This window comes from Marivivens donghaensis (assembly GCF_030410045.1).
GTDB lineage: Bacteria > Pseudomonadota > Alphaproteobacteria > Rhodobacterales > Rhodobacteraceae > Marivivens > Marivivens donghaensis.
The window spans coordinates 15,601-40,892 of the sequence record NZ_JAUFRA010000006.1 but is presented as its reverse complement, the minus strand read 5'-3'; the positions used below and the strand labels follow the sequence as shown (position 1 = coordinate 40,892).

24 protein-coding genes, 1 tRNA gene and 1 pseudogene are annotated in these 25,292 nt (G+C 55.3%); 9 read left to right on the top strand and 17 right to left on the bottom strand.

Annotation, left to right across the window (positions count from 1 at the left end):
* Positions 1–177: 177 nt before the first annotated feature.
* From QWY83_RS09740 to QWY83_RS09720, 5 genes are all read right to left on the bottom strand, one after another.
* Positions 178–1,563 (bottom strand): transposase, encoded by a 1,386-nt coding sequence (locus tag QWY83_RS09740; RefSeq protein ID WP_249946039.1) that lies wholly within the window; start codon positions 1,561–1,563, stop codon positions 178–180.
* 562 nt (positions 1,564–2,125) lie between these two features.
* Positions 2,126–2,202 (bottom strand) — tRNA-Arg (locus tag QWY83_RS09735).
* 63 nt (positions 2,203–2,265) lie between these two features.
* Positions 2,266–3,666 (bottom strand): sensor histidine kinase, encoded by a 1,401-nt coding sequence (locus QWY83_RS09730; protein ID WP_249946040.1) that lies wholly within the window; start codon positions 3,664–3,666, stop codon positions 2,266–2,268.
* 18 nt (positions 3,667–3,684) lie between these two features.
* Entirely contained in the window at positions 3,685–5,049 is a 1,365-nt protein-coding gene (locus QWY83_RS09725) for a dihydrolipoyl dehydrogenase family protein (protein ID WP_249946041.1), read from the bottom strand.
* Positions 5,042–5,770, bottom strand: a complete 729-nt coding sequence (locus tag QWY83_RS09720; RefSeq protein ID WP_249946042.1) for a TVP38/TMEM64 family protein — start codon at positions 5,768–5,770, stop codon at positions 5,042–5,044. The genes QWY83_RS09725 and QWY83_RS09720 overlap by 8 nt, the downstream gene beginning before the upstream one ends.
* Positions 5,771–6,020: 250 nt before the next feature.
* Here QWY83_RS09720 and rpmH point away from each other — a divergent pair, with 250 nt between their 5' ends.
* From rpmH to QWY83_RS09675, 9 genes are all read left to right on the top strand, one after another.
* Positions 6,021–6,155 carry a 50S ribosomal protein L34 gene (gene rpmH, locus QWY83_RS09715; RefSeq protein ID WP_067550427.1) on the top strand — a complete coding sequence of 45 codons (135 nt, stop codon included), beginning with the start codon at positions 6,021–6,023 and terminating at the stop codon, positions 6,153–6,155.
* 20 nt (positions 6,156–6,175) lie between these two features.
* On the top strand, positions 6,176–6,565 hold the full coding sequence (gene rnpA, locus QWY83_RS09710; RefSeq protein ID WP_249946043.1) for a ribonuclease P protein component: 390 nt from the start codon (positions 6,176–6,178) through the stop codon (positions 6,563–6,565).
* Entirely contained in the window at positions 6,562–6,810 is a 249-nt protein-coding gene (yidD, locus tag QWY83_RS09705) for a membrane protein insertion efficiency factor YidD (RefSeq protein ID WP_249946044.1), read from the top strand. Before rnpA ends, yidD begins: the two co-directional genes overlap by 4 nt.
* A gap of 19 nt (positions 6,811–6,829) precedes the next feature.
* Positions 6,830–7,696, top strand: a complete 867-nt coding sequence (ttcA, locus tag QWY83_RS09700; protein ID WP_249946045.1) for a tRNA 2-thiocytidine(32) synthetase TtcA — start codon at positions 6,830–6,832, stop codon at positions 7,694–7,696.
* Positions 7,697–7,761: 65 nt separating this feature from the next.
* Positions 7,762–9,276 carry a putative bifunctional diguanylate cyclase/phosphodiesterase gene (locus QWY83_RS09695; protein ID WP_249946046.1) on the top strand — a complete coding sequence of 505 codons (1,515 nt, stop codon included), beginning with the start codon at positions 7,762–7,764 and terminating at the stop codon, positions 9,274–9,276.
* A gap of 113 nt (positions 9,277–9,389) precedes the next feature.
* Positions 9,390–11,171 carry a membrane protein insertase YidC gene (gene yidC, locus QWY83_RS09690; RefSeq protein WP_249946047.1) on the top strand — a complete coding sequence of 594 codons (1,782 nt, stop codon included), beginning with the start codon at positions 9,390–9,392 and terminating at the stop codon, positions 11,169–11,171.
* 49 nt (positions 11,172–11,220) lie between these two features.
* Positions 11,221–11,871 (top strand): ribosome biogenesis GTP-binding protein YihA/YsxC, encoded by a 651-nt coding sequence (gene yihA / locus QWY83_RS09685; RefSeq protein WP_067550438.1) that lies wholly within the window; start codon positions 11,221–11,223, stop codon positions 11,869–11,871.
* A gap of 39 nt (positions 11,872–11,910) precedes the next feature.
* A complete protein-coding gene (gene argB, locus QWY83_RS09680) occupies positions 11,911–12,789 on the top strand; it encodes an acetylglutamate kinase (protein ID WP_105234140.1) in 879 nt (292 codons plus the stop codon).
* A gap of 631 nt (positions 12,790–13,420) precedes the next feature.
* On the top strand, positions 13,421–13,930 hold the full coding sequence (locus QWY83_RS09675) for a SixA phosphatase family protein (RefSeq protein ID WP_249946048.1): 510 nt from the start codon (positions 13,421–13,423) through the stop codon (positions 13,928–13,930).
* 42 nt (positions 13,931–13,972) lie between these two features.
* On the opposite strand, the gene QWY83_RS09670 is transcribed toward QWY83_RS09675, so the two are convergent.
* The 12 genes and pseudogenes from QWY83_RS09670 to rplQ all read right to left on the bottom strand — a co-directional run bounded on the left by QWY83_RS09670 (position 13,973) and on the right by rplQ (position 25,281).
* Positions 13,973–14,764 (bottom strand): amino acid ABC transporter ATP-binding protein, encoded by a 792-nt coding sequence (locus QWY83_RS09670; RefSeq protein ID WP_067550446.1) that lies wholly within the window; start codon positions 14,762–14,764, stop codon positions 13,973–13,975.
* A 10-nt stretch (positions 14,765–14,774) separates the two neighbouring features.
* A pseudogene (locus QWY83_RS09665) lies at positions 14,775–15,437 on the bottom strand (amino acid ABC transporter permease); the annotation flags it as partial.
* A 1,201-nt stretch (positions 15,438–16,638) separates the two neighbouring features.
* A complete protein-coding gene (locus tag QWY83_RS09660; protein ID WP_105234137.1) occupies positions 16,639–17,916 on the bottom strand; it encodes an amino acid ABC transporter permease in 1,278 nt (425 codons plus the stop codon).
* A 125-nt stretch (positions 17,917–18,041) separates the two neighbouring features.
* The gene (locus tag QWY83_RS09655; protein WP_105234136.1) at positions 18,042–19,061 is read right to left on the bottom strand and encodes an amino acid ABC transporter substrate-binding protein; all 1,020 of its coding nucleotides are present in this window, start codon (positions 19,059–19,061) and stop codon (positions 18,042–18,044) included.
* Positions 19,062–19,263: 202 nt separating this feature from the next.
* A complete protein-coding gene (locus QWY83_RS09650; protein WP_249946049.1) occupies positions 19,264–19,974 on the bottom strand; it encodes an ATP12 family chaperone protein in 711 nt (236 codons plus the stop codon).
* Positions 19,971–20,648 carry an HAD-IA family hydrolase gene (locus tag QWY83_RS09645; protein ID WP_249946050.1) on the bottom strand — a complete coding sequence of 226 codons (678 nt, stop codon included), beginning with the start codon at positions 20,646–20,648 and terminating at the stop codon, positions 19,971–19,973. Before QWY83_RS09645 ends, QWY83_RS09650 begins: the two co-directional genes overlap by 4 nt.
* Positions 20,641–21,693, bottom strand: coding sequence for an RluA family pseudouridine synthase (locus QWY83_RS09640; RefSeq protein ID WP_249946051.1), 1,053 nt, complete (start codon positions 21,691–21,693; stop codon positions 20,641–20,643). Before QWY83_RS09640 ends, QWY83_RS09645 begins: the two co-directional genes overlap by 8 nt.
* Positions 21,690–22,067 carry a fluoride efflux transporter CrcB gene (gene crcB, locus QWY83_RS09635; RefSeq protein ID WP_249946052.1) on the bottom strand — a complete coding sequence of 126 codons (378 nt, stop codon included), beginning with the start codon at positions 22,065–22,067 and terminating at the stop codon, positions 21,690–21,692. Before crcB ends, QWY83_RS09640 begins: the two co-directional genes overlap by 4 nt.
* 31 nt (positions 22,068–22,098) lie before the next feature.
* Complete coding sequence (locus tag QWY83_RS09630) at positions 22,099–23,415, bottom strand: replication-associated recombination protein A (protein WP_249946053.1); 1,317 nt, start codon at positions 23,413–23,415, stop codon at positions 22,099–22,101.
* Positions 23,416–23,454: 39 nt separating this feature from the next.
* Positions 23,455–24,045 carry an acyl-homoserine-lactone synthase gene (locus QWY83_RS09625; RefSeq protein ID WP_249946054.1) on the bottom strand — a complete coding sequence of 197 codons (591 nt, stop codon included), beginning with the start codon at positions 24,043–24,045 and terminating at the stop codon, positions 23,455–23,457.
* Positions 24,046–24,105: 60 nt separating this feature from the next.
* Positions 24,106–24,717: an autoinducer binding domain-containing protein gene (locus QWY83_RS09620; RefSeq protein ID WP_249946055.1), complete on the bottom strand. Its 612-nt coding sequence runs from the start codon at positions 24,715–24,717 to the stop codon at positions 24,106–24,108.
* 135 nt (positions 24,718–24,852) lie between these two features.
* A complete protein-coding gene (gene rplQ, locus QWY83_RS09615) occupies positions 24,853–25,281 on the bottom strand; it encodes a 50S ribosomal protein L17 (protein ID WP_067550465.1) in 429 nt (142 codons plus the stop codon).
* Positions 25,282–25,292: the final 11 nt, after the last annotated feature.

Sequence of the window (25,292 nt, the reverse complement as noted above, 5' to 3'; positions counted from 1 at the left end):
CTTTTGAGAAGCTGCGACGCAGCGATCGGTCAGAGACTGAACCGCAACTTTGGGCGGATGTTGTTGAAAAAGTCGGCCGAAATCGCCGATTTTGAGGCTTGCTGCCGCCGGACTATCCAATTGCGTTCGGGCGCTCGCCCGTTGACCCGCCTCAAGGCGGTGATTGGGGCGTTCAGCTCATGCTGCGGCTTCCTGTTTGTCGTTTCGCGGGCGTAGCTTTGCGAGTTTTCGGAGGTTCTGTGCGATGGCGGCGAGGAGGAATTCGTCTTTGGCACCATTTGGGCCGCGCAGGCGTAGTCGGGTCAGGCCGAGAATGCGCTTCAGATGTGCAAAGAGCATTTCTACTTTCTTCCGCTTGTCTCGGGATACCTTGTAGGCTTTGGTCTTGCGGCATTCGCGGGCGAACTCGCGTGCTTCCTCGTGGGGTTCACGGGTGACGTAACGGGCCTCCGCTTTCGGGCAGCAGATTTCCTTGGATGGACATGTCTGACATGTCGCCTTCAAAGCACGATATTTCTTCCGTCCGCCGATGTCCTGACCCCTGTTCGGATCGGAGTAGTTCCGGCGATATTGCTTGAGGGCCTGACCCTCGGGGCAGATGTATTGATCATTCGCCTCGTCCCATTCGAAATCCGAGCGGGAGAACGTGCCATCGGTCCGTTCTGATTTGTCGATGACAGGGATGAATGGGATGATGCTGCGCTGCTCAACCAGCCATCCGAGGTTCTCGGCGTTGCCATAGGCGGTGTCGGCTGCCAGCCAATCCGGTCTGATGCCGAACCGTTTCTCGGTTCTGTCGAGCATCGTGCGCGACGCCCCGACTTCGGCCTGACGAATGGCTCGCGTCGCCTCAACATCCATGATTACCGAGCTTTTGGTGTCGATCAGGTAGTTGGTGGCATAGGCGAAGTAGGGGCGGCTTTCCTCGGCGCGGGTCCATTGCGCCGCCGGATCGGACTTGGCCACGAACTTCGGCTGGGTCGGTGACGCTGCGCCGAATGCGGCATCATCCAGCGTGTCTAGATATTCCTGCGCGGCCCGGTTGCCCGCCTCGCGTGCGACCTCAGGGCTCCAGTCCTCAGCTGCGATTGACCTGGCCTTGTTGGCGTCAGCGGAGATCAGGCTGGCATCTACGGCAAAGCCCTCGCCAGACACCAGATCCTCTTTCAGGCAGCGTTCAACGGTTGTCTCGAACACCTGTCGCAGCAGACCGCTTTCCCTGAACTTGCCATGGCGATAGCGAGAGAAGGTCGAGTGGTCGGGAACGTTGCCTTCTAAACCCAACCGGCAGAACCAACGGTAGGCCAAGTTCAGATGAACCTCGTCACAGAGCCGGCGCTCCGAACGGATCCCCATGACATACCCGACCACCAGCATCCGGATAATCAGTTCGGGGTCAATCGAGGGACGCCCGAGGTGGCTGTAAAAGGGACGAAGAGCATCCCGCATTCCATCTACGTCGAGAAACCTGTCGATCTCACGAAGCATGTGATTGGCAGGGATGTGGCGCTCCAGATCGAAATCGTAAAACAGCTGCGCCGGTGCTTCTTGCCTGCCCATCATGACGAAATCCTCCAATCCCCTCATATTCGAGTGAATCAAAGGACTTGCCGCGCTGCAACAAAGACTTTTTCAACAGCATCGGCGGATTGAGGACGTTCGCTGCATATGTCTACCTAGAACCTACTTAAATTCTTCGCCGCCTTGAGGCTACTTCACCTTTGATCAGAGACGCGCATTTGGGATACTCACCTAAATGACTGGTAAATTTTGCATTTCCAAAGGATGAAGCATCAGCCCTCGAGATGATGCTTAAAAAAGAGTGATCGCGGATATCTATCGCTCTTGATGCCCTAGTGAAGTTTCCAAGGCACATATGCCAAGCAATTACACCGGTTCAACTTCCCAAACGCAAAATTGAACCAACCCATTGAATTATATAAAAAATTAATCAAGGGGTTAAAGTCGCAAAAACCCTTTGGTTTGGGCGGCTCAAGTTCCTCTCCAAGAAATACTCCCAAAAATTCAAAAAATCAGCCCCCTAACGACACCGATAAGTATTTGAATTTAATTTGAAATTATTAAGTCCAGCTCTAATGTTGAGATTTTTTGAGCTAGGTTTAAATGGCGGACTGGGGAGGATTCGAACCCCCGACCCCTTGATTCGTAGTCAAGTACTCTATCCAACTGAGCTACCAGTCCGCGTCAGAGTGGGGGCGATGTATCCCCACAGTTTGGTAATGGCAAGAGCCGAAATGAAAGTTTTTACGCTTCAGGTGTAGAAAGTCTGATTTCGGCCTTTGGCAGGGTCATTTCAAAGGATGTTCCGTTCGCACCACTCTCGGCCAATTGCAGAATTCCACCGTGGCCGCGCACCAATTCGGCTGCAATCGCAAGGCCAAGCCCCGAACCACCCTTTGTTGCGCCGCCCTGAAAGGCTTGGAACAGATGCTCTTTTGCGCGAGGAGGAAGCCCTGGCCCTGTGTCAGAGACGGTGATGTGCCAGCTATCCTCGGTCTCAGCGGCATGAATGTTGATCTCACCCGCCTTCCCCGTCGCCATAATAGCCTGCCGCGCATTCCGCACCAGATTGGAAAGGACACGGTAAATCTGTTCGCTATCGGCGCGTATCATCAGATTCGCAGCAACGTCCTCGGAGAACGACAAATCGTAGTCGCCAGCAGAAAGACGTTCACTGTCGATAACGTCCGCCACAATTTCTGCCAGTGCAAAACGCGTTAGTTTTGGCGGCGCTTCTTCTGCCCGACCGAACGCCAAAGTGTTTTCACACAAATGAACGGCCCGCGTGATCGAGTTCACGAGTTTCGGGGCGAGTCGCTGAACCGCGGGATCGTTCGAAACTTCGATCCGATCGGTAAATAGCTGGGCAGAGGTCAGGATATTGCGCAGGTCGTGGCTCACCTTCGCGACGCCTTCACCCAACTGCGCCAGACGATCTTTTTGCTTGAGGGCGCCCGTGAGCTGTTCTTGCATCGATTTTAGCGCCTGCTCCGCTTCGCGCAGTTCAATGACGCCCGCGCTAGGTTCAATAAACCTACGGGCATCCTCGGGTGCTTCTGCATAGAGCGTCATGTGGCGCACCACGCCGCGAATGGGCTTTACCAAGAACACCTGCACCGCAAAGAACAGCAAGAGCGCGGTAATAATCGAGATAACAGCCGATAAGAGAAGCACGTTAAGACCGTATTCCAGCATCGCCACGCGCAGCGGCCCCTGCTCCATCGTGACCTCGATCAGCAAGCCACCATCCTGAACTGGGTTCCCGATCACGCGAATAACGGGGTTATGCGTCGAAAGCAGCACTGACATCGCATCACGGATTAAGGCCAGCGCACTAGGATCGCGCATATCGTAGGTCGCTTCGACTTGCCCCGGAATGGGCGAGGACAAGGCAAGCTGCCGCACCTCATCACGTCGCAACACCACGTTAAACACGCCAGCATTGTCGAGAAGCTCCGCCTCCAACTCTGGCGTAATCATATCGTCTGCCAAAAGAGCCAAAGACGCGATCTGCGCCCGCTCAAGGCGCAGCAAAAGGTAATCCTGACGGAACCGCGCGACAGAGGGCACGAAAATGAACACCTCTGCCAACATGACAAAGATGACGGTCAGAATCAAAAAACGCCCCGATAGCGTTTTGAACATTGCCCCTCCGTTTCGGGACTACGGCAGCAATCGCTGCACCACCCCCACGACCCGCTTAACGAGCGGGCTTTCGAATAACTTTGGAGTAAAATAGGCACTCGCAGCGCGTTTGTTAATCTCTGCCAAGGTCGGGTAAGGCAAAACAGTATTGGCGATAAACGAAAGTTTAGACCTATTCGCGATCGCCATTGCCCACATTGCAATCAACTCGCCCGCCTGAGGGCCGACGATTGTCACCCCAACAGGCCGACCTTTGACGACCATAAGTTTGAGAAAGCCCACGGTTGTTCCACCGGCCACTGCGCGGTCATTACCTGCAAACTCCACGCGATGGACCGACAGCTTAGCACCGTATTTTTCAGTGGCCTCGGCCTCCGTCGGGCCAATTTGAGCCAACTCAGGCGAAGTGTAGGTCACACGTGGAATATGTTCGGTCCGCGCCTTGGCAGGCAGACCGAACAACATTGACCGAACGATGACGCCCGCATGATAGCCCGCAAGGTGCGTGAACTGCATCCCGCCAGCAACATCGCCAATGGCATAGACATTTCGGTTGGACACCGACCGCAGTCCAGGATCGACATGAATACCTTTGAGGTCGTGGTCGACCCCACCCACCGCCAAATCGAGCTTACCGATATTTACGCGTCGTCCAGCCGCGACGAGCAAATGCGACCCGACAATAGGACCCCGATCCGTCTGAACGGTGACGCCATTCTCGGCTGAAATGTGCAGCGCTTTACAGTTCTCGAGAATCGCTACGCCCTGCTCCACCAACGAAGTCCTGATCACATCAGCCGCATCTCGGTCTTCATTTCCGAGGATTTCTACGCCTTCAATAACCGTAACCTCGCAGCCAAACCCGCGATGCGCTTGCGCCATCTCTATACCAATCGGACCACCACCGATGATGATCAGATGCTTCGGCTTTTCACTGAGATCAAAGATCGTTTCATTCGTATGCGCCTCTACAGTGTCAATGCCGTCAATTGGCGGGACAAATGGTGACGATCCCGTGGCGATCACGAATCGGCGTGCCCGGATGTGCTGTCCACCTGCGAGAACGACAGCGGGTGAAATAAATCGAGCGTAGTCTCGGATGACAGTGCACCCCAGCCCTTCGAATCGGTCCTGACTGTCGTGGGGTTCAATCGCGGCAATCGTTCGCGCGACGTGATCTTTGGCGGAAACATAATCCTGACTCGCTCGTGCCGCCGACAAGAGCGCTTTTGACGGCACGCAGCCATAGTTCAGGCAATCACCGCCCATTTTATGGCCTTCGATCAAGACGACACTGGCCCCCATTTGCACAGCCCCCGCCGCGACAGAGAGCCCGCCAGACCCTGCGCCGATCACGCAAATATCACACCGAAGTTCATCCATTCTTTGATCTCCGAATAGCTTTGACAACTATGGGCAATGCGGCCAGGGCACACAGGCCTATTAAAGGTAACAGCACAGATGGTTCGAACACGATCGATAAATCGGGCGATTCTCCGCGATCAAAAACCGCGCCCAAACCGTTCCCAATCGACGTGAACACCAATGCCCCTGGGACAATGCCCAGCGCCGTTGAAATCACAAATCGGTGCAAGGGCACGCCCACTAGCGCGGGCACGAGATTCGCAACAAAGAACGGTACGGCTGGCACAAGCCGAATTAGGAACAGCATCGACCATTGGTTTTCGTCGATCCCATCTTTGATCCGCTTGATCGCGCCGGTTGACCCATCCATTTTCGCGGACAGTCGTTCTCCCAGACCCCAGCGTGCAGCTAGAAACAATGAAGACGCGCCGACAGTGGCACCGAGAACGTTATACATAACGCCCGGAAAAGTCGCGAAGAGGAACCCGCCTGTCAAAGTCGCAACTGTCGCTCCGGGCAGAGAGAACGCAACGATCACGATATAAACGGTGACGAAGACAAGGACCGACATTACGGGGTTCGCATCTCGGAAGTCGATGAGAAGCTGACGGTTCCCTCGCAAGGTTTCAAAGGTCAGCGTATCGCGCAGAAACCAGACGCCAAGAATCGCACCAACGAGAATAACGACGATGGGTAAACGCCGAAGAAGTGTTGGCTCCAGAATTGATTTCTCTATCATTTTTGCTCCGTTGGCTTTGATCTTTCATGGACAAATCCAACGCCCCCGCATAGCCATGCTCACGCGAGGTTGATGAACTGGCCTTAAATCTGGCCAGTTTTGTAACATCGGGCAGGGAATGTGACGGTTTTGTCAAAAACCTACCCCCAACCGCGTTGACAGAGTGGTGAGGCCCCTCTAAAGGCAGGGCTTCAAAGTTTCACGGCCTCGAATCTGTAAAGGTTCGGCCCATCTGACCGGAGAGAACGCGATGAAGCGCACGTTCCAACCTTCTAACCGGGTTCGTAAGAACCGTCACGGCTTCCGCGCCCGTATGGCGACTAAAGCTGGCCGCAAGATCCTGAACGCCCGTCGCGCACGTGGCCGTAAGGTCCTGAGCGCCTAATGGCGCCTGCGGGGTCCGTTGTGACACCGCAAGAGAATTCGACGCGAACCGCCGAGGCGCAGCCTGCGGCGGTTTTCGTTCGTCCGCCGGTCCTGAAAAAACGGGCCGATTTTCTGCGGGCCGCCAATGCGCGGCGTCAGGGCACATCAGGCTTTCACCTCCAAGCCCGCGAACGTGGCGACGATGCGCCGTTTCGCGTTGGGTACACCTGCTCGAAAAAGGTGGGGAACGCGGTAGCACGTAACCGCGCCAAACGGCGTTTGCGCGAGATTGCCCGTCTTGTGATGCACAACCACGCCCAAGCTGGCTGGGACTATGTCCTCATTGGCCGCAAAGAAATCACGGCAACGGCGGATTTCAAACAAATGCAAAAGGACCTGATCTGGGCTCTGCGAAAGGTGCACAAATGACACCCGCTGCTTGGGTAATATCCCTGCCCGTCAGGTTCTACCGATTGGTCTTTAGCGCATGGGTCGGACACGGCTGCCGCTTCCAGCCAACCTGTTCTGCCTACAGCATGGAAGCATTGGAAAAACACGGCGCGATCAAAGGGACCTACCTGATGATCTACCGCATTCTTCGGTGTAATCCTTGGGGTGGGTCGGGAATCGATAACGTTCCTGAACCCAAACACCGCTGCAATCACGACCACTAATCACGACAAAGGACGCGCCATGCTCGACGATCTGGACGACATCCATCCGCTTTTTCACGGCGCTCCAAAGTCGACCGAATTCAAAAAGCTGCGCAAACGCATTGTTCAAAACGTCCGTGAGGCGATCGAACAGTATGGGATGATCGAACGTGATGCCCGCTGGCTCGTTTGTTTGTCTGGTGGCAAAGACAGCTACACGATGCTGGCTATTCTCTATGAACTGAAATGGCGCGGCCTCCTGCCTGTGGACCTTTTGGCCTGCAACCTAGACCAAGGTCAGCCGGGTTTTCCTGCGACGGTTCTACCCGAATTCCTTGAGAAAATGGGCGTTCCGCATCGGATCGAGTACCAAGACACCTATTCGATCGTGATGGATAAAGTGCCTGCAGGCCGCACTTTCTGTGCCCTGTGTTCGCGCCTCCGTCGCGGCAACCTTTATCGAATCGCGCGCGAAGAGGGCTGTAGCGCGGTCGTTTTGGGGCACCATCGCGATGATATTCTCGAAACCTTCTTTATGAATCTCTTCCACGGCTCCCGCCTTGCAACGATGCCGCCGAAACTAGTTAACGAAGAAGGTGACCTGTTCGTCTATCGCCCGCTTGCACATGTCGCCGAAGCCGACTGCGAGAAGTTCGCGACCGCGATGAACTACCCCATCATCCCTTGTGATCTTTGTGGGTCACAGGATGGGCTGCAGCGCCAACAGGTTAAAGGCATCCTCGACGGTTGGGAGAAAAACGCACCAGGCCGCCGTCAGAAAATGTTCCGCGCATTGATGAATACGCGCCCGTCACATCTGCTCGACCCTGCGATCTTTGACTTCAAAGGATTGCAGATCAATGAACAAAAACCGGACAATTTTCTGGATATTCCCGACTTACGTTAAGGTTTCACTTAGCAATTGAGCTTTAGGTTCATCCTGACCGGAAACGGGCAAAGGAATGAACTACTATGCCTAACGCAATCGTCGACGCCGTTCGCCGCAATAAGGCCCGCTGGCCCTATATCCTCATTGCGCCGCTTGGCGCTGTGGCGGGATACATTTTGGCAGGGCAACCCGGATTAATCGTCGCGACCTTTTTGGGGCCGACGTTTCTCGCCTTCATCTTGCCGAACTTGCCAGATGCGGTCCCATTCGACGCGGCCACTGGCCTCACCACACGCGCCGGCCTCGTTATAGCGCTGGACAACGCTCTTCGCTCGGGCAAGCAAAACGGGCTTACGACGGGCGCGATCGTCTTTGAAATTGATCGGTTTAAGTTGATTGAAGAACGCCATGACCGATCAGGGGTCGAGGCGATTTTCAAATCAATCGCGGTTCGTCTCTCCGCGATTCTTAGGGCTGACGACATCGCTGCGAGGCTCGATGGTCCAACCTTTGCGGTAGGGCTTTCTCCGACGCGGCGCTTTGACCTTGAAGCCGCGATACAACTCGCCTCGCGCATCCAACACACTATGGCCGAACCGTTTCATATTGCAGGGATGAACGTCTATCTGACTGTCTCGATCGGGTTTGGCCTATCAGATCGCCTCGACCAGAAAACGGGTGTCGCACTTTTGCAGGCCGCAAATTCGGCCCTTATCGAAGCACAAAGGCACGCCCCCGCCGCCATCCGAAGCTTCTCCCCATCAATGCGAAACCGTATCGCAAATTGCAATGAGCTGTCCCAACAAGTCACGCGCGCTTTGGACAACGGCGAAATTCGTGCCTTCTTCCAACCCCAGATTTCGACACGCACCGGAGAAATCACTGGATTTGAAACCTTAGCGCGGTGGCAGCACCCTCGGCGCGGGCTGATCCCTCCGCTGGAGTTCCTACCCGCATTGGCTCAGGCTGGTCAGATGCATCGACTGGGCGAAGCGATGATCCACGACGCTTTGTCATCTCTTCGTCGTTGGGATGAGACAGGGCTGTTGATCCCCCGCGTTGGTGTGAACTTCTCAAAAGAAGAGCTAACAGATCCTCAACTTGTGGATCGGATAGAACAGCGCCTCCATGAATTTGGTCTGGACGCCAATCGGCTCGCTGTTGAGGTGCTCGAAACCGTGGTTGCCGATCATGCCGATGACATTGTGATCCGAAACCTTTCAGGCCTCGCGGGACTAGGCTGCAGTCTCGACCTTGATGATTTCGGAACAGGCCACGCATCAATTACGTCGATTCGGCGATATTCTATCGAACGCATCAAAATCGACCGATCATTCGTGACCCGCATCGATGCAGATGATGAACAACAGAAAATGGTCGCTGCGATTTTGACGATGGCAGATCGGCTCGGCCTCGATACGCTGGCAGAAGGTGTCGAAACCACCGAAGAGCGCCTAAAGCTGGCTGAATTAGGCTGCGGCCACGTCCAAGGCTTTGGAATTGCACGCCCCCTACCGCCCGAGGATGTAGACAACTGGATCAACAACTACAGCCCTATGGCGGTTGGCAGTCGCGGTTTGCGGCGAAAAGCAGGGTAAACAGCAATGTGACACGCGTCTAATCCGCCAAAACCCCTAAAACCGCTTGACCTTTGACGCTATGGCCTGTTGAACCCTGCCTGATCATTTACCTTACAAAACGGGCGGTTCAGATGGAAAATCAGAACAAGAACCTAATTCTTGCCACAGCACTTAGCTTTCTGGTTATCACAGTTTGGTTCTTCCTGTTTCCACCTGAACAACCGGCGGAAACAGCAACAGATGCAACTCTAGCAACGGAACAGACTGATGTCGCCGCTCCAGTTGCAGACGCATCGGCTGACGCTGCAGCACCCGCCGTGACCGAAGCCGCGATGCCCGCAACGCCGCGTGTCCCCGTTGAAACCCCCGAACTGACAGGTTCTATTGCGCTTCTCGGCGGGCGCATCGACGATATCTCGTTGAAAAATTACACCGTCGCGGTCGACAGCCCTGAAATCGTTCAGCTCATGCGCCCGCAGGGTGAGAACGATGCCTACTACGCGAGCTTTGGCTGGATCGGCAATGCTGGCGTCGATGCGAATGCCGTCCCTGGACCTGACACAATGTGGGAACTCGAAGCAGGCACCACATTGACCCCAGAGACGCCGGTCACGCTGAAATGGGACAACGGTGCTGGTCTGACCTTCCGTACCACTTACGCGATCGACGAAAAGTTCATGATGACCATCGACCAGACCGTCTCGAACGCGTCTGGCGACGAAGTCACCCTTACTCCTTACGGCCTCATCCGCCGCTTCACTGAACCGGATGCGCAGCGTCGCTTCTTTGTCCTGCACGAAGGTCTGGTTCGCATGACTGACGGCAAGGTTGATGAGCAAACCTACAAAGACATCCGCAAAGTTGACGGCGGCGTGAGCAGCGTTGATGTCCTACAGTCGGGCTGGACTGGGTATACCGACCACTACTGGATGACGACCCTGATCCCCGATCAGAGCAAGCCGTTCACTTCGATGTCGCGCTACTTCACCACTGACGTTTACGAAGTCGACGCGATCCTCGAGTCCGAGACGCTCGCCGCTGGCGCGGAAACTTCCGTTTCGACGCGTTTCTTCGTGGGTGCAAAAGAATGGGAAACTATCCGCAACTACGAAAACAATGCGGGCGTTTCTGGCTTCATCAACTCGATCGACTGGGGCTGGTTCTTCTTCCTGACCAAGCCGATCTTCTGGCTGCTGCACAACATCAACGCTGTAATCGGCAACATGGGCTGGTCGATCATGGTCCTGACGCTCGTTCTGAAAGCGTTGGTACTGCCGCTTGCCTATAAATCCTACGTCTCGATGGCGAAGATGAAAGAGCTTCAGCCTGAGATGGAGAAGCTGAAAGAAGCAGCTGGCGATGACCGTGCTAAACTGCAGCAAGGCATGATGAAGCTCTATAAAGAGAACAAGGTTAACCCTGCATCGGGCTGTCTGCCGATGATCCTGCAGATTCCGATCTTCTTCTCGCTGTATAAGGTTATCTTCGTCACGCTCGAACTGCGTCACGCTGAATGGATCGGCTGGATCCGTGACCTCTCTGCTCCAGACCCGTCATCGATCCTGAACCTCTTTGGCCTTCTGCCTTGGGGCACTCCGGAACCGGGCAGCATGTTGTTCATTCTGTCGCTGGGCGTATTGCCCATCATTCTCGGTGTCTCGATGTGGCTGCAACAGAAACTCAATCCAGCTCCCACTGATCCATCCCAAAAGATGATCTTTGCATGGATGCCTTGGATTTTCATGTTCATGCTGGGATCGTTCGCTTCGGGTCTGGTTCTCTACTGGATCACCAACAATACCATCACGTTCCTGCAGCAATACGCGATCATGCGCAGCCACGGCCACCGGCCAGATGTTCTGGGCAATATCACCTCTGCGTTCAAACGTGGTAAAGCTAGCAAAGCAAAATAAATTGACAGGCTGCCTTTAGGGCGGCCTGTTCCGCCAAGAGGGTATGGTCATGCAATTAAGTTTTCCGATCGTTGAAGATCTGGACCCGACGGTCGTCGAAGCTGGTCGTATGCTGTTCCATGCTCCGATCGAGTTCCTCAAAGGTGTCGTCGCCATGGACGGCATGCCGCCTGCAGATCGGATCGAACTTTGCTTTGCGGGTCGATCCAACGTTGGAAAATCGAGCCTGATCAACGCGCTGACAGGTCGTAAAGGGCTTGCTCGTGCCTCGAACACACCTGGCCGCACCCAAGAGATCAACTTTTTCACCGTTGGCGACGAACACTACATCGTCGACCTTCCGGGTTATGGTTTTGCCAACGCGCCTGTGGCTATCGTTGAAAAATGGCAACGGCTGCTGAAGCGATACCTTGCTGGCCGCCCTACTCTGCGGCGCGTCTTTGTTTTGATCGACAGCCGCCACGGCGCTAAAGCCGTCGACGAAGAGATCATGTCGCTTCTCGATAAGGCCGCCGTGACGTTTCAGGTCGTTATGACAAAGACGGATAAGGTCCGCAAAACGCAGCTCGATCAATCGATCGAAGCCACGCGTGCTGTTTTGGCAAAGCACCCTGCCGCCTACCCTGAAATCGTATTGACGTCGTCTGACAAAGGGGACGGTATAGCCACACTTCGCGCTATTATTTATGGCATCGTTTGACCCCTATTTGGAAAGGGCCCTGCCGTGAGGAAACAAGACATGAACCGTGACTGGATCGCAACTGCCCGCACTCTGTCAGAGGCATTGCCCTACCTTCAGCGATATTCGGGTGCGATCGTCGTGGTCAAGTTTGGCGGCAATGCCATGGGCGATCAGGATGCCATGGCTGATTTCGCACGAGATATCGTTCTTATGCGTCAGGTCGGCCTGAACCCCGTTGTCGTGCATGGCGGCGGCCCGATGATCAACGATCTGCTCGGTCGTCTTGGCATCGAATCCCAATGGGTGCGCGGCAAACGCGTAACCGACAAAGCAACTGTCGAAGTCGTTGAGATGGTTCTGACAGGCCTCGTCAACAAACGGATCGTTCAGGCGATTATGGACGAAGGCGGTCGCGCGGTTGGTCTGTCGGGCAAAGACGACGACCTGATGGTTTGCGAACCCGACGATCCAGAATTGGGGTTTGTTGGACGTCCGGTCGAAATGAACGTCCAAGTGCTGCATGACATGTTTAATGCGGGCATCATTCCAGTGATTGCTCCCGTTGCTACTGGCATGAACGACAACGAAACGTTCAACGTAAACGGCGATACGGCCGCCGGTGCGATTGCGGGTGCACTCAAGGCCGATCGCCTGCTTTTGTTGACCGACGTATCTGGCGTGAAAAACAAAGACGGCGAAGTGATCACTCAAATGACGCCCGCTGAAGTGCGCGAAATGATTGCAGATGGCACCATTGCAGGCGGCATGATCCCAAAAACAGAAACCGCTCTCAAAGCAATTGAGGACGGTGTACGCGGGGTGGTTATCCTTGATGGTCGGGTCGCGAATGCGTGCCTGCTCGAGCTGTTCACAGAACACGGCGCTGGCTCCATGATCCGCACCACCGAACCTCGTGTGAAGCCGCGCAATTCATGACAAACCTCATCGGCGACTTGGAGGGATATGGCCTGAGAATTTCAGGAATTACTCCTCCATCCGCCGATGACAATCTCCCAGACTGGGCGACGGCGATTGCGCTGATCTCACCTAAAGAGCCCCAATTCTGGTCGCATTTTTGCGGTTCGCCAGAATGGCGCGATGGGCAAAGCGACCCCGTAGATCGTTGGTCTAAACGCGTCCTAAGCGAAGTCGCGGCCGCATATGACGGCGTCGCATATTTCCCGTTTGGTGGCGCCCCGTTCCATCCGTTTTACAGCTGGGCCATTCGTTCGGGGGCGTTTTGTGCCTCCCCCGTCGCGTTCTTGGCAGACGGCTCCGCAGGCTTATTCACGTCCTTTCGCGGCGCCATCGCACTTCGCGATGCACCTAAAGTCGTATTAGCCCCTCCGCCCTGTGCGACGTGCGTCGCCAAACCATGCGTCACGGCCTGTCCGGCGTCAGCATTGGTGCCCGCAGGATATGATGTGGCAGCCTGTCACGGTTACCTAACAGGGACGGAAGGTGCAGACTGCCTAAACAACGGATGCGCAGTTCGACGGTCCTGCCCCATTGGGTCGTCACAACGTCCACCTGCCCAGTCTGCGTACTTCATGAGTGAGTTTCACAAATGACCCTTCGACTTGTTCTTATTCGTCACGCCAAATCATCTTGGGATGACTTTTCCATTGAGGACCATGATCGGCATTTGAACGAACGAGGACGGCGATCGGCACCAGCCATCGGGCAATGGATCGCTGACACAAGTGATATTCCGACGGAAGTTCTATGCTCCGACGCTAAACGTACGAAGGAAACGCTGGACCTTATGATGGAGCAGTGGCCGACTACGCCCGCAGTGCGCTATGTGCACTCTCTCTACCTCGCGCCCGCGACAACGATGCTAGCCGAGTTGAAAACCGCGAAAGCGCCTATCGTTGCCATGATCGGCCACAACCCAGGTATCGGGAGCTTTGCTTGTGGGCTCGTCCATGATCGCCCCGACCATCCGAAATACGCTTCATACCCGACCTGCGCGACTGCCATCATCGACTTTGATGTGGCCCAATGGTCAGATGTGACTGCCGCCTCTGGTCGCGTCGTTGCCTTTACCACTCCACGCGAGTTGCTGAACGAGTAAGGGCGGACACTAGGCCCGCCCCTTTCGAAAATTTATCTGAGCTTAGTGGCCCAAAATCTGGCTCAAGAACAGCTTCGTGCGATCCGACTGAGGATCGTTAAAGAACGCATGTGGTTCGTTTTGTTCGATGATCTGACCCTGATCCATAAAGATCACGCGGTTCGCCACAGCTTGAGCAAAGCCCATCTCGTGGGTCACGCAGAGCATGGTCATGCCTTCTTCAGCCAGCTCGATCATGGTGTCGAGAACCTCTTTGATCATCTCGGGGTCGAGAGCAGAGGTCGGTTCGTCGAACAGCATGATGCGCGGCTTCATGCAGAGCGAACGCGCAATCGCCACACGCTGCTGCTGACCACCCGACAACATGCCCGGATACTTGTGGGCCTGATCGGGGATCTTTACCTTTTCAAGGTAGTGCATCGCAATATCTTCGGCCTCTTTGCGCGGGACCTTACGGACCCAGATTGGAGCCAGCGTGCAGTTCTCTAGAATGGTCAGGTGCGGGAACAGGTTGAAGTGCTGGAAGCACATACCAACCTCAGAACGGATCTTATCGATGTTTTTGAGGTCAGAGGTCAGCTCTGTCCCATCAACAATAATGTCACCCGACTGGTGCTCTTCGAGGCGGTTGATACAGCGAATGAGCGTCGACTTACCAGAGCCCGACGGACCACAGATTACGATCCGCTCACCGCGCTGAACGGTCAAGTTGATGTCACGCAACACGTGGAACTGACCGTACCACTTGTTCATGTTGTTGATCTGAATGGCGACCTCATCAGAGATCGTCATGTGGCTGCGGTCGATTTGACGTTCGATTGCAAGTTCGGACATGGCGGTCTCCTTAGCGGTGTCCACGCTGGAGTTTTTTTTCCAGCCAGAGCGAGTAGCGGCCCATGCTGAAGCATGAGACAAAGAACAAAAGGCCGATAAAGACGAACAGTTCCCAATAGACGCCGTTCCATTCGGCAGCGGCACGGATCGAGTTCGATAGGTTGAGCGGGTCAAGTAGACCAATAATGCCAACCAGTGTGGTGTCTTTAAACAGACCGATGAAGGTGTTCACGATCCCAGGGATCGAGATTTTGAGTGCCTGCGGAAGCACGATCAAACGCATCGATTTCCAGTAGTCGAGGCCAAGCGAATCCGCCGCTTCGAACTGTCCCTTCGGCAGTGCCGCAAGGCCCCCACGAATAACCTCTGCGATGTAAGCAGCGGCAAAGAGAGTCACCATAATCACAACGCGCAACACAAGGTCGAACGATGTGCGTGGCGGCAGGAAGTAGTTCAAGAGCAGTGACGCCGTGAACAGCCAAACGATCAGCGGCACGCCGCGGATAATTTCGATGAACGCAACGGCGAACCCTTTGACGATCGGAAGATTGGCCTGACGTGCCAACGCCAGCAAAACGCCGAGTGGCAAGGACAGCACGATACCTGCCACACCGATGATCATCGCAAGCATAAAGCCACCGAAATCACGGCTGGTCACAGGCGCTAGGCCCAGAATACCGAGCCGTTCATAAGCGGTCTCGATGTTGGCATGTAGGTTTAGGACCGCAGTATCCGCGTCGAGATATGCACGCAGCGCGTCGACGGCTTCGGGCGATGTCCCAGCGGGCACCTGATTGACCGAAACCAGATTGTGCAGCCCGTCAGGCAGAGCTGCTTCCATCTCAGCTGCGGTCACGATGGCATTGGGCAGGTCGGCTTCCCACTGAGGCAGAGCTTCGATGTTGGCCAACAGACCGTTTGCGTCACTGATCGCTTGTTGCAGTTTGAATGCTGTAAAGCCCAGCGCCGTGTAATGACGACGCTCTACCATCAGTTCGTCCATGATCGCGTTGAATGCCGACTTTTGGTCGGACGACGGTTCGGACCCAGCTTCACGAGCCGCGAGCATTTCAACGACCAGCACATCTTTCTCAGCGGTCAGTTCGTTGATCTTCTCCTGCACGGCGGCCTGTTCAGCCTCGATCTCATCGATTTGCGCAGGATTTGTAACAAGCGTTTCGAGTAGCTCGGCTTTCGTCCCGTCGATGCGCGACAAGGCAACGGCCTTGTGCAACGCTCCGTTGATAGATGGCATAGCAATCATCCACCAGAGCGCAGCGCCAGCAATTCCGAGTGCCACAGCCCCGAACGCACCCGCGAAACGGCCACCGATTTTGAAGCCTACTGCACCCACGACGAAGCCGAGGATCACAAGGATCGGAACCCAGAACGAGCCCCCCCAGAGGAGCCACGTGCCGAGGAACGGGAACAGAATCGAGAACCAGAGCAGTTGTTTCGGCAACCGAGCCGAGAACAGAATTGGCGCCAATGCGACGAACATCAGAATGAAGACGAGGATCGGGCGCCAGTAGCTCTCAGCTGGGTAAAAGCCAAAGAGCAGCTGAAGCCAACGGTCGCTGATGACTGCGAAACACGCGCCGCCATGGGTGGTCAGACCCTCCAAAACAGCCAGAGTTTCACGACATTCATTGAGCGATCCAGCAGTCCATACCGAGTTCCAGAACCACGGAACCAGCGCGAAAAGCAACTTCACCAGAACGTAGATGGAAACGAGCGAAAGAAGCGTGTTCTTCCAGCCCGAGAACAGGTTTTCCCGCATCCATTTGACCGCACCTTGTTCCTTGAGAGGTGGCTCGGACGGTGGGATCATGGATTCGCGCACATAGCGAACGGTTTGCGCATTATCAGACATCTTAGCGCTCCTTCAGCTTAACGCGGTCATTGAACCAGTTCATCCCTGTCGAAATCGCGAGACTGAGCAGGAGATAGAACAAACCAACGAGAAGAATACCTTCGAGCTCGCGCCCTGTTTGGTTCACGGTAATGCCGCCCAAAGTGGAACGGACATCCATGTAACCAATGGCGATCGCGAGCGAAGAGTTCTTCGTCAGGTTCAAGAATTGAGAGATTAGCGGTGGAATGATCACGCGCAGAGCCTGCGGCAGGATCACCAAACGCATCGTGCGGTTCGGACGAAGTCCCAGTGCAAACGCCGCTTCGGTTTGGCCTTTGGACACGGCGTTAATACCGCCACGAACGATCTCTGCGATAAATGCGCCTGTGTAGAGCGACAGAGCCAACCACAGCGCCAACAGAGAGTTGCGAAGGTGTGTACCACCCGCAAAGTTAAAGCCCGACAGTTCTGGTTTGCCCAGATAAAAACCAAGACCCCAGAGGAGCGCAGCGATTGGGGCAACGATAATCAGCAGATTAACCCACCACGTCGTTGGACGAACACCTGTCGCATTTTGAATATCCGCAGCGCGGGTATTTACCAGTTTAACAACAAGAAGGCTCGCCACCAGAGTAAGCAAAATAACAATCAAGTCGATGCTGACATTGAAATACAGGTCCGCAAAAATGCCACCTGGTTTGATTTCAACATCGCCCAAACCGTTCGCAAATAGGGGTTCAGGGATATAAGCACCACGGTTCGTGATCGCCACATTGTCGGCGAGTGCCATGCTCGCGACCGGATTTTCACCACGGAAATCTTTGGGCGACGGCGTGGATTCTGTCATCACAGCAAAAATCGCGATGATCCAAAGCAGCAGCGGAACGTTGCGGAAGCCTTCGACGTAAACAGCAGCCAGACGCGACACGATCCAGTTTTTCGAAAGTCGCAGGACACCAAAAATAACGCCGAGTATCGTCGCGAGAACGCAACCAAGGCCAGCGACCAACAACGTATTCAGAATGCCGACCAGCGCCGCACGTCCGTGCGTCGCATTAGAATCGTAAGCAATCAGACGTTGGTTGATGTCGTATCCCGACCGGTTTCCAAGAAACTCGAGCGTGAAATCTTTGCCCAATGCGGTCAGGTTTGCGACGGTATTGCGCGCAAGCCACCACAGGGCCGCGACGATCAGCACAGTCGCGATCACCTGAATGGTAATCGAACGATAGCGCGTATCGTAAATGAGCTGACTTAGCCGAAAGCCTTGCTTCGGCGTATCCGTGAGCGTGGTCATAAAAGTCTCCCCGGCTCCCGACGCGACAGGAGGTCACCGGTTATCCGGTTGTTGGCAATGTCGCGGGGGGGCACTTCAAGTATGAAAAGGGCGCAGATTGACTGCGCCCTTTCCGGTAGATCAACTTAACGGAACGGCGGTGCGTAGATCAGGCCGCCTTCGGTCCATTGTGCGTTCAGACCACGTGCAAGGCCGATCGGAGTGTTAACACCGATGTTCTTTTCGAACAGTTCGCCGTAGTTGCCGCCAGCAGCAATCGCGCGAACAGCCCACTGAGCGTCCAGACCGATCATCGCGCCAAGGTCACCTTCGGTGCCGAGCAGGCGGTTGATTTCTGGGTTGGTGGTCGCAGCAGCGGCCAGCTCTTCAACGTTCGCAGAGGTCACGCCGAGTTCTTCAGCAGCGATCAGAGCGTTGAGGGTCCACATTGCGATATCACCCCATTCGTTGTCGCCGTGACGAACAACCGGGCCGAGCGGCTCTTTGGAGATGATTTCCGGAAGGATCACGTGATCGCCTGGTGCTTCGAAGGTTGCGCGAGTTGCAGCAAGGCCCGAAGCGTCAGTGGTGTAAACGTCACAAGCGCCAGCAAGGTACTGCTGCTGTGCTTCCGCGTTGGTTTCGATCGGGATCGGCTCGTAGCTGATGTTGTTGGCGCGGAAGAAGTCGGCCAAGTTCAGCTCTGTGGTGGTACCAGTTTGGATACAAACGGTTGCACCGTCGAGGTCTTTAGCCGAAGTCACGCCGAGCGATTTCGGTACCATGAAGCCTTGACCGTCGTAGTAGTTCACGCCGATGAAGTCGAGCTTCAGGTCGGTGTCGCGCGAGAAGGTCCAAGTGGTGTTACGTGCCAGAATGTCGATCTCGCCCGAAGCCAGCGCGGTGAAACGCACTTGGGTGGTGAGCGGAACGAATTCAACAGCGGTCGAGTCGCCCAAAACAGCAGCAGCAACAGCGCGGCATACAGCAACGTCAAAACCTTCCCAAACGCCATTTGCGTCGGGCTGCGAGAAGCCGGTCAGGCCGGACGACACGCCACAGTTCAGTTTACCACGGGCTTTGACATCATCGAGCGTGGATGCCGATGCGCTTGCAGCGGTCAAACCAGCGACGGCCAGAGCGCCGAGCATAATGGATTTCTTCATTTCTACCTCTTCCTGAGTTCCCGATACTTACGATCGGGGTTTTCGCTTTGATAGCGTATGGCGCGGCAGGGGTACCACCACGAAGCCTTAGATTGGTCTCAAACTATCTATTTGGTCAAGGGGGACCAGACGGGAATATTCCCTTGATCTTGGGTCAACTGGCCGCAAATTTGATCTTAGGCAGGAAAAAAGCCTGCGGATTTCAGCTTCGCAACATTTGATAGATCCGCGCGGCCATTAAAAACTCGCCTTGCTTGTGGTTCGCTAACACCGTGGCCTCATCATCTTGACCCCATTGCTCTTCCTGCCACAATTCATCGACTCGCGACTTCAACCAAGCGTCTTGTGCAGTCAAATGTCCCTCTGTGACGGCGAATGCCAGCACGAGCGACCCGCTAATTCCCACCAGATCGTGAAATGCCGCGATTTCAAAAGGGCTTAGCGCTCCAACATGGCCACGCAGAACACGCAGGTTCTCGTCAGATTGGGTCACGGGCATCACACCGAATCCACAGACCAAGCGGGTGCCAAAACGCCCCTCCGCCCAATCAAGAATCGGGTCCCATTCATCAGATTGACGCTTTGTTAATTCAACTGGGCTATCTGCCCGATAACAGAGCAAGTCGCTGCCGCCGTAGGCAGAAAGCATATCGGCCACTTCGTCAAACTGGGCCGAAACCTTATCCAACGCAGCATTTGCAGACCGCGTGATCGGCATAGATTCGGGCTTCACTTCCTCGGTCTGAGCATCCCACTCGGCGGCGATGGCTTCCGCCATGGCCTTGGTGGGAACAACCATGAGCGCCTTGGCGGGCGTTCTGACCGGGCGCCCATCCAACTCTACACGGTAGCCGCCCTCTACTTCGCTGATAGTTGCTTCTTTCCAGAACCGTTTTGCTTTCCAACCGCTCATGATCGGGCCTCCAGTAGTTCATTAATCGCTGCGGGGAGTTCGGCAAAATCACCGACAATCCGATCCGCGCTTAGTGTTTCGACGGCGTGATAGCCCCAAGATACTCCAATCGCAGCAACACCAGCAGCTTTGGCCATATCCATGTCGTAGGTGGTATCCCCAACCATAACAGTTCTAGACCGCGCAACGCCTGCCTCATCGACCGCCGTAAAAATCATCGAAGGGTGAGGTTTCGACGGATGGAAATCAGCGACCTGCCGCGAGACAAAATAGCCCTCTAGCCCATGCGCCTCAATCAAAGCGTCCAACCCGCGCTTTGATTTTCCTGTAGCAACGGCGAGCAGCGTCCAAGGGTCAGCACGCAACTGGTCAAGCACCTCACGCGCACCCGAGAAAAACGGGCTAGACGCAGCGGCACCTTCTGCACTGCGATAGGTAAAGAAGGCGTCCTTGTAGGTTTGCACAATGCGCTGCGCCTCGTTGTCTGAGGCTGTTGGTGCGAGCAAAGCTACGGCGCGATCAAGTGATAACCCTACAATTCCCTTGATCGCATCACGCGAAGGCGACGGGAGGCCCACGCCATCAAAAGCAGCTTCCATCGAACGAACGATCAGTCCCTGACTATCGACCAACGTTCCATCGACATCAAAAATAACGAGGCGCAGTTCACTCATCTTCCGTCACAAAAGGATCGATAGGCGGATAGTTCACATCCCACCCAAAGAAGTCCCAGGTTTCCTGCATATGCGGCGGAAGCGGGGCTTGAAGGGTGATGATCTCTTTGGTGATCGGATGTTCGAACGAGATCATACGCGCATGGAGGTGCAGTCTTTTACTCAACTCGCCACCAACACCAGCGCCCCAACCATCGCCAAGGTTCTCAGTTGAAGAACCGCCATATTTACCGTCGCCAATAATCGGGTGACCAAGTTCCGCGATGTGCGCACGGAGCTGGTGCGTGCGGCCAGTGATCGGCGTCATCGCGACCCATGCAATCCGCGACCCTGCGAGGTCGATGGTGAAAAAGTCGGTATGGGCCCGTTTCGCGCCCTCATGCTCGTCCAATTTAGCAGGGTGAACACAAACCATCTTTTCGCCTTCACCACCGCGGCCACGACCCGGCGCTTTCATCAGGCCGTATTTGATCGAACCAGCACGCGGCGACGGAACACCAGCGACCGCTGCCCAGTAGATCTTGCGAACATTGCGGTGACGCAGAGCCTCAGACAACCGACGGGCAACGCGATCCGTGCGGGCCAGAAGCAAGAGGCCAGATGTATCTTTGTCCAGACGATGCACCAGCTTTGGCTTGTCTTTGTAGCCGAACATCAAAGCCTCGGCCAAAGCATCAACGTGACGGTCGCCCTGCCCCGATCCGCCCTGTGACGGCAGGCCCGAAGGTTTATCCAACGCGATGATGTGCTCATCTTTCCAGACCACACAGGACTGGATCATCTCAACGTCAGATCGCGTAATTTTGCGATCAAACTTGGGCGCAGGCTTCACAGCCTCTTCGCCCATCGGCGGGATACGGACGGTTTGCCCGGCCTCGATGCGCGAATTCGACTTCACACGACCGCCATCCACCCGCAGTTCGCCCTTGCGACACATCTTTTCGATGCGGCCTTGGGTCAGGTGGGGGTAAAGCTTGCGAAGCCAGCGGTCGATCCGCTGATCGCCATCGTCTTCGCTGATTGTGATGTTTTGGACACCGCTCATTGTAGCACCATTCGGCCAAAGGCCATTCCTGCGACCAGTGCCGCAATTCCGACGATCACCGTGCCGAGGACATAGGCACCAGCCAGCACGATTTCACCGCGATTATAAAGTGTCACAGCATCCAGCGAATAGGCCGAAAACGTTGTGAAACCACCCAATACACCTGTCATCAAAAACGGCGCGAATTTGTTGCCGCCCTTCTCTGCTAGGACAACAACCATAAGCCCCATTAGGAACGACCCAAAGACATTCACGACGACCGTACCAAAGGGAAACCCAGGTCCGATCAAGCGCATGACGCCCACGTTGGTCAGATAACGTAGCGCTGCGCCTATAGCACCGCCCGCCGCGACAAAGAGAGTATTCCAGATCATCCGCGCTCCTTGGCTGTTCAGCAGCAAAGAGTCAATTCTGACGTCCCTGCCGCTTGGCCCTTAGGCCTGCGAAATAGTCTGCCCGCTTCTTAAGATCACGCTCAAACCCACGATCAACGGGTTTGTAGAACGTTGGGCGTTGCATGGTCTCTGGAAAGTAGTTTTGCCCTGAAAACCCGTCCTCAGCGTCATGGTCATAGGCATAGCCTGCGCCATACCCTTGCTCTTTCATCATCTTTGTCGGAGCGTTGAGTATATGTTTGGGCGGCGGCTCACTTCCCGATTTTCGCGCGGCATCTCTGGATGCCTTATAGGCCACATATCCTGCGTTGGTTTTCGGCGCGAGCGCGAGGTAGATGACCGCCTGCGCCAAAGCCAATTCGCCCTCGGGGCTTCCAAGCCGTTCATACGTCTCCCACGCATGCAGGCAAATCGTTTGAGCATTAGGGTCGGCCAGCGCGATGTCCTCAACCGCCATACGCAATATCCGCCGCGCCAAGTAACGAGGGTCTTCGCCGCCCTCTAACATGCGCGAATACCAGTAGAGCGCAGCATCAGGATCTGAACCGCGCACGGACTTATGCAGTGCCGAAATCAGGTTGTAATGCTCTTCACCAGACTTATCGTATTTCGCCGCCCGTCGCATCAGACGGGTCGTAAGCTGGTCGACACCCAAAGGCGTGGTAATTTTCCACGCGAGAACCTGTTCGATGAGGTTCAGCAAGGCTCGCCCGTCCCCGTCGGCCATGTCTAAAAGCGCCGTGCGCGCCGCAGGTTCGAGCAACAGCGTTTTACCCGCCTCGTCCTCTGCCCGCGCTGCCATTTTCTCAAGCTCCTCCGTCGATAAGCGATTGAGCACCAAGACCTGCGCACGGCTCAGAATAGCAGCGTTTAGTTCGAACGATGGGTTTTCGGTCGTCGCCCCAACGAGCACGATTGTGCCGTCCTCCATATGGGGCAAAAAGCTGTCCTGCTGGGCTTTGTTAAAACGATGAATCTCGTCCACGAACAAAAGAGTGCCACGCCCATTTGCGCGACGCAGCTTTGCTGCCTCGAACACCTTTCGAAGGTCGGGAACGCCCGTAAAAATCGCGCTGATCTGTTCAAAATGAAGTTCGGTTTCACGAGCAAGCAATCGCGCAATCGTCGTCTTACCAACACCCGGTGGACCCCAGAGAATCAAGGACGACAACGACCCCGACGCGAGCATAACGCCCAAGGGGCCATCGGGGCCGAGAACCTGCTCTTGCCCGATCACCTCGGCCAACGTCTGCGGCCGCAGCCGATCCGCTAGGGGACGGGGCGCGTTCTGTGTCTGAGGTGCAGGTGTTTCGAAAAGATCGGACATGGGCCCAACCTACGCCCGCGTCCGATCTTTGGCAAAGGGTCAGTGAAGTTTGTCCCCAAGATCAAACCAGACGGCCTGATAGTCCACGCCCCCCATATCCATCACCCGTCCTGCTGGTGAAATGTCGAGTGCCGCCCGTTTGGACCAACGTGTCCAATTGGCGGGTAGCAAAGCAATCATCTTACGCGCGTTCAGTTCCCGACCAGCCGTTACAATCTGGTCCGCCAGCAGCAATCGTACGCGGAGACGGATGTTGTTGGGGATATCGTGGCCAATGAAGCCCCGTGTCACCTCCCAAATGCCCTCATCAATCGGGGCATCCTCATACAAAAGGTCCTGCGGAATGGTTTCCAGAAGGCCTCTCTGTGCGTCGCGGATCATGTAGCTGTAAACGCCACACCGCGCCGTCGTGGGTGTCATACGGGCCCCTGCCAACACGCGGCCCGTTGCATCATGCACGGCAACCCAGCGCGATTGCGGCGTGTCGTATTGGTCGTATTCCATACCCATCGTCTCAGGCAGGTCCCACGATCGTTTGACGATGAAAGAATCCCGCCGTGCCCGCAGGATATTTGCGAAAAGTTCGCCGTGATTGTGCATATTGGCGAACGAAAGAACGGTGCTCAGCATCAGTGCCTCCAGCGAGGGTTAAGGGTCACACAACCCTGCATCCGCATCCCGAAAAGGACGTCAGAGCAGCCTGTAATCCCTCGCTTTCTGGATGGCCTCTACCGTAGTGCGGGCCTGAAGGCTCGAACGGGCGGCGGTCAACCGCGCTTTGAATGCGCTTTGAGAAATTCCGAGTTTTGCAGCAGCCGCAGCATAACGATCCCCCTCGGCAATCCGCCGCAGGGCCTCTGTTTGGGCGTCCGTTAAGGACTCGGGGGGCTGATAAATGGTATGAAGCGCGTCGATTACATCGGCAAAAGACGCAATCTCTGTATCCGTAAACTCGCGATCTGGCCGCGAGGCCGTCGCTATGGTCCGTGAGTTGAGCGATCCGAAAGACACCGCGATCCCAAAATTCATCCCAAATTCCTGCGCCTGTCCAAGAATGTTGAACGGGTCCGGAATATCAATTTCGCTCCAACGGCAAGTGCCCACCCGATCAAGCCCCCACGCAATGATCGGATCACGGAGCGCGTAAGCCTCCCTAATGTAGTGATTAACCCATAGACTCGGGTACGTTTGATGAGTGAACAAAGGCAGCGTGTGCCGTATGTGCAGTCCGAAAAAGAAACCATTCGGCGCGATTTGATCGAGCCTCTCTAAATGTGTTTCGATTCCAAATACCTGAGCCATACCGCGATACTTTCAACCTAAGGTTTATTGGTCAACCTATAATTGTATCGCAAATATTCACTACCCAGAAATGGCGAAATGAAAAACCCCGCCAGCTATGCTGACGGGGTTCCCAAAACTAGCGATGGTCGAGACTTATTCGTCGTCGCCCAGCAGAGCTTCTTCTGCTTCAAGACGTGCACGGTCTGCTGCGCCTTTTGCGTCAACATCACGGTCAACCAGCTCGATGATCGCCATCGGAGCCATGTCGCCATAACGGAAGCCAGCTTTCAGAACGCGGCAGTAACCACCGTTACGCTCTGCGTAACGCGGGCCGAGGACTTCAAACAGTTTCGCAACGTGAATGTCTTGTTTCAGCTGCGCATCAGCCTGACGGCGTGCGTGCAGGTCACCACGTTTGCCAAGAGTGATCAGCTTGTCGATGACGCGCTTCAGTTCTTTTGCTTTCGGCAGGGTGGTTTTGATTTGTTCGTGTTCGATCAACGAACCAGCCATGTTCGCAAACAGGGCTTTACGGTGTTCGTGAGTACGATTCAGACGGCGGTAACCGCGAGCGTGACGCATTTTAATTCTCC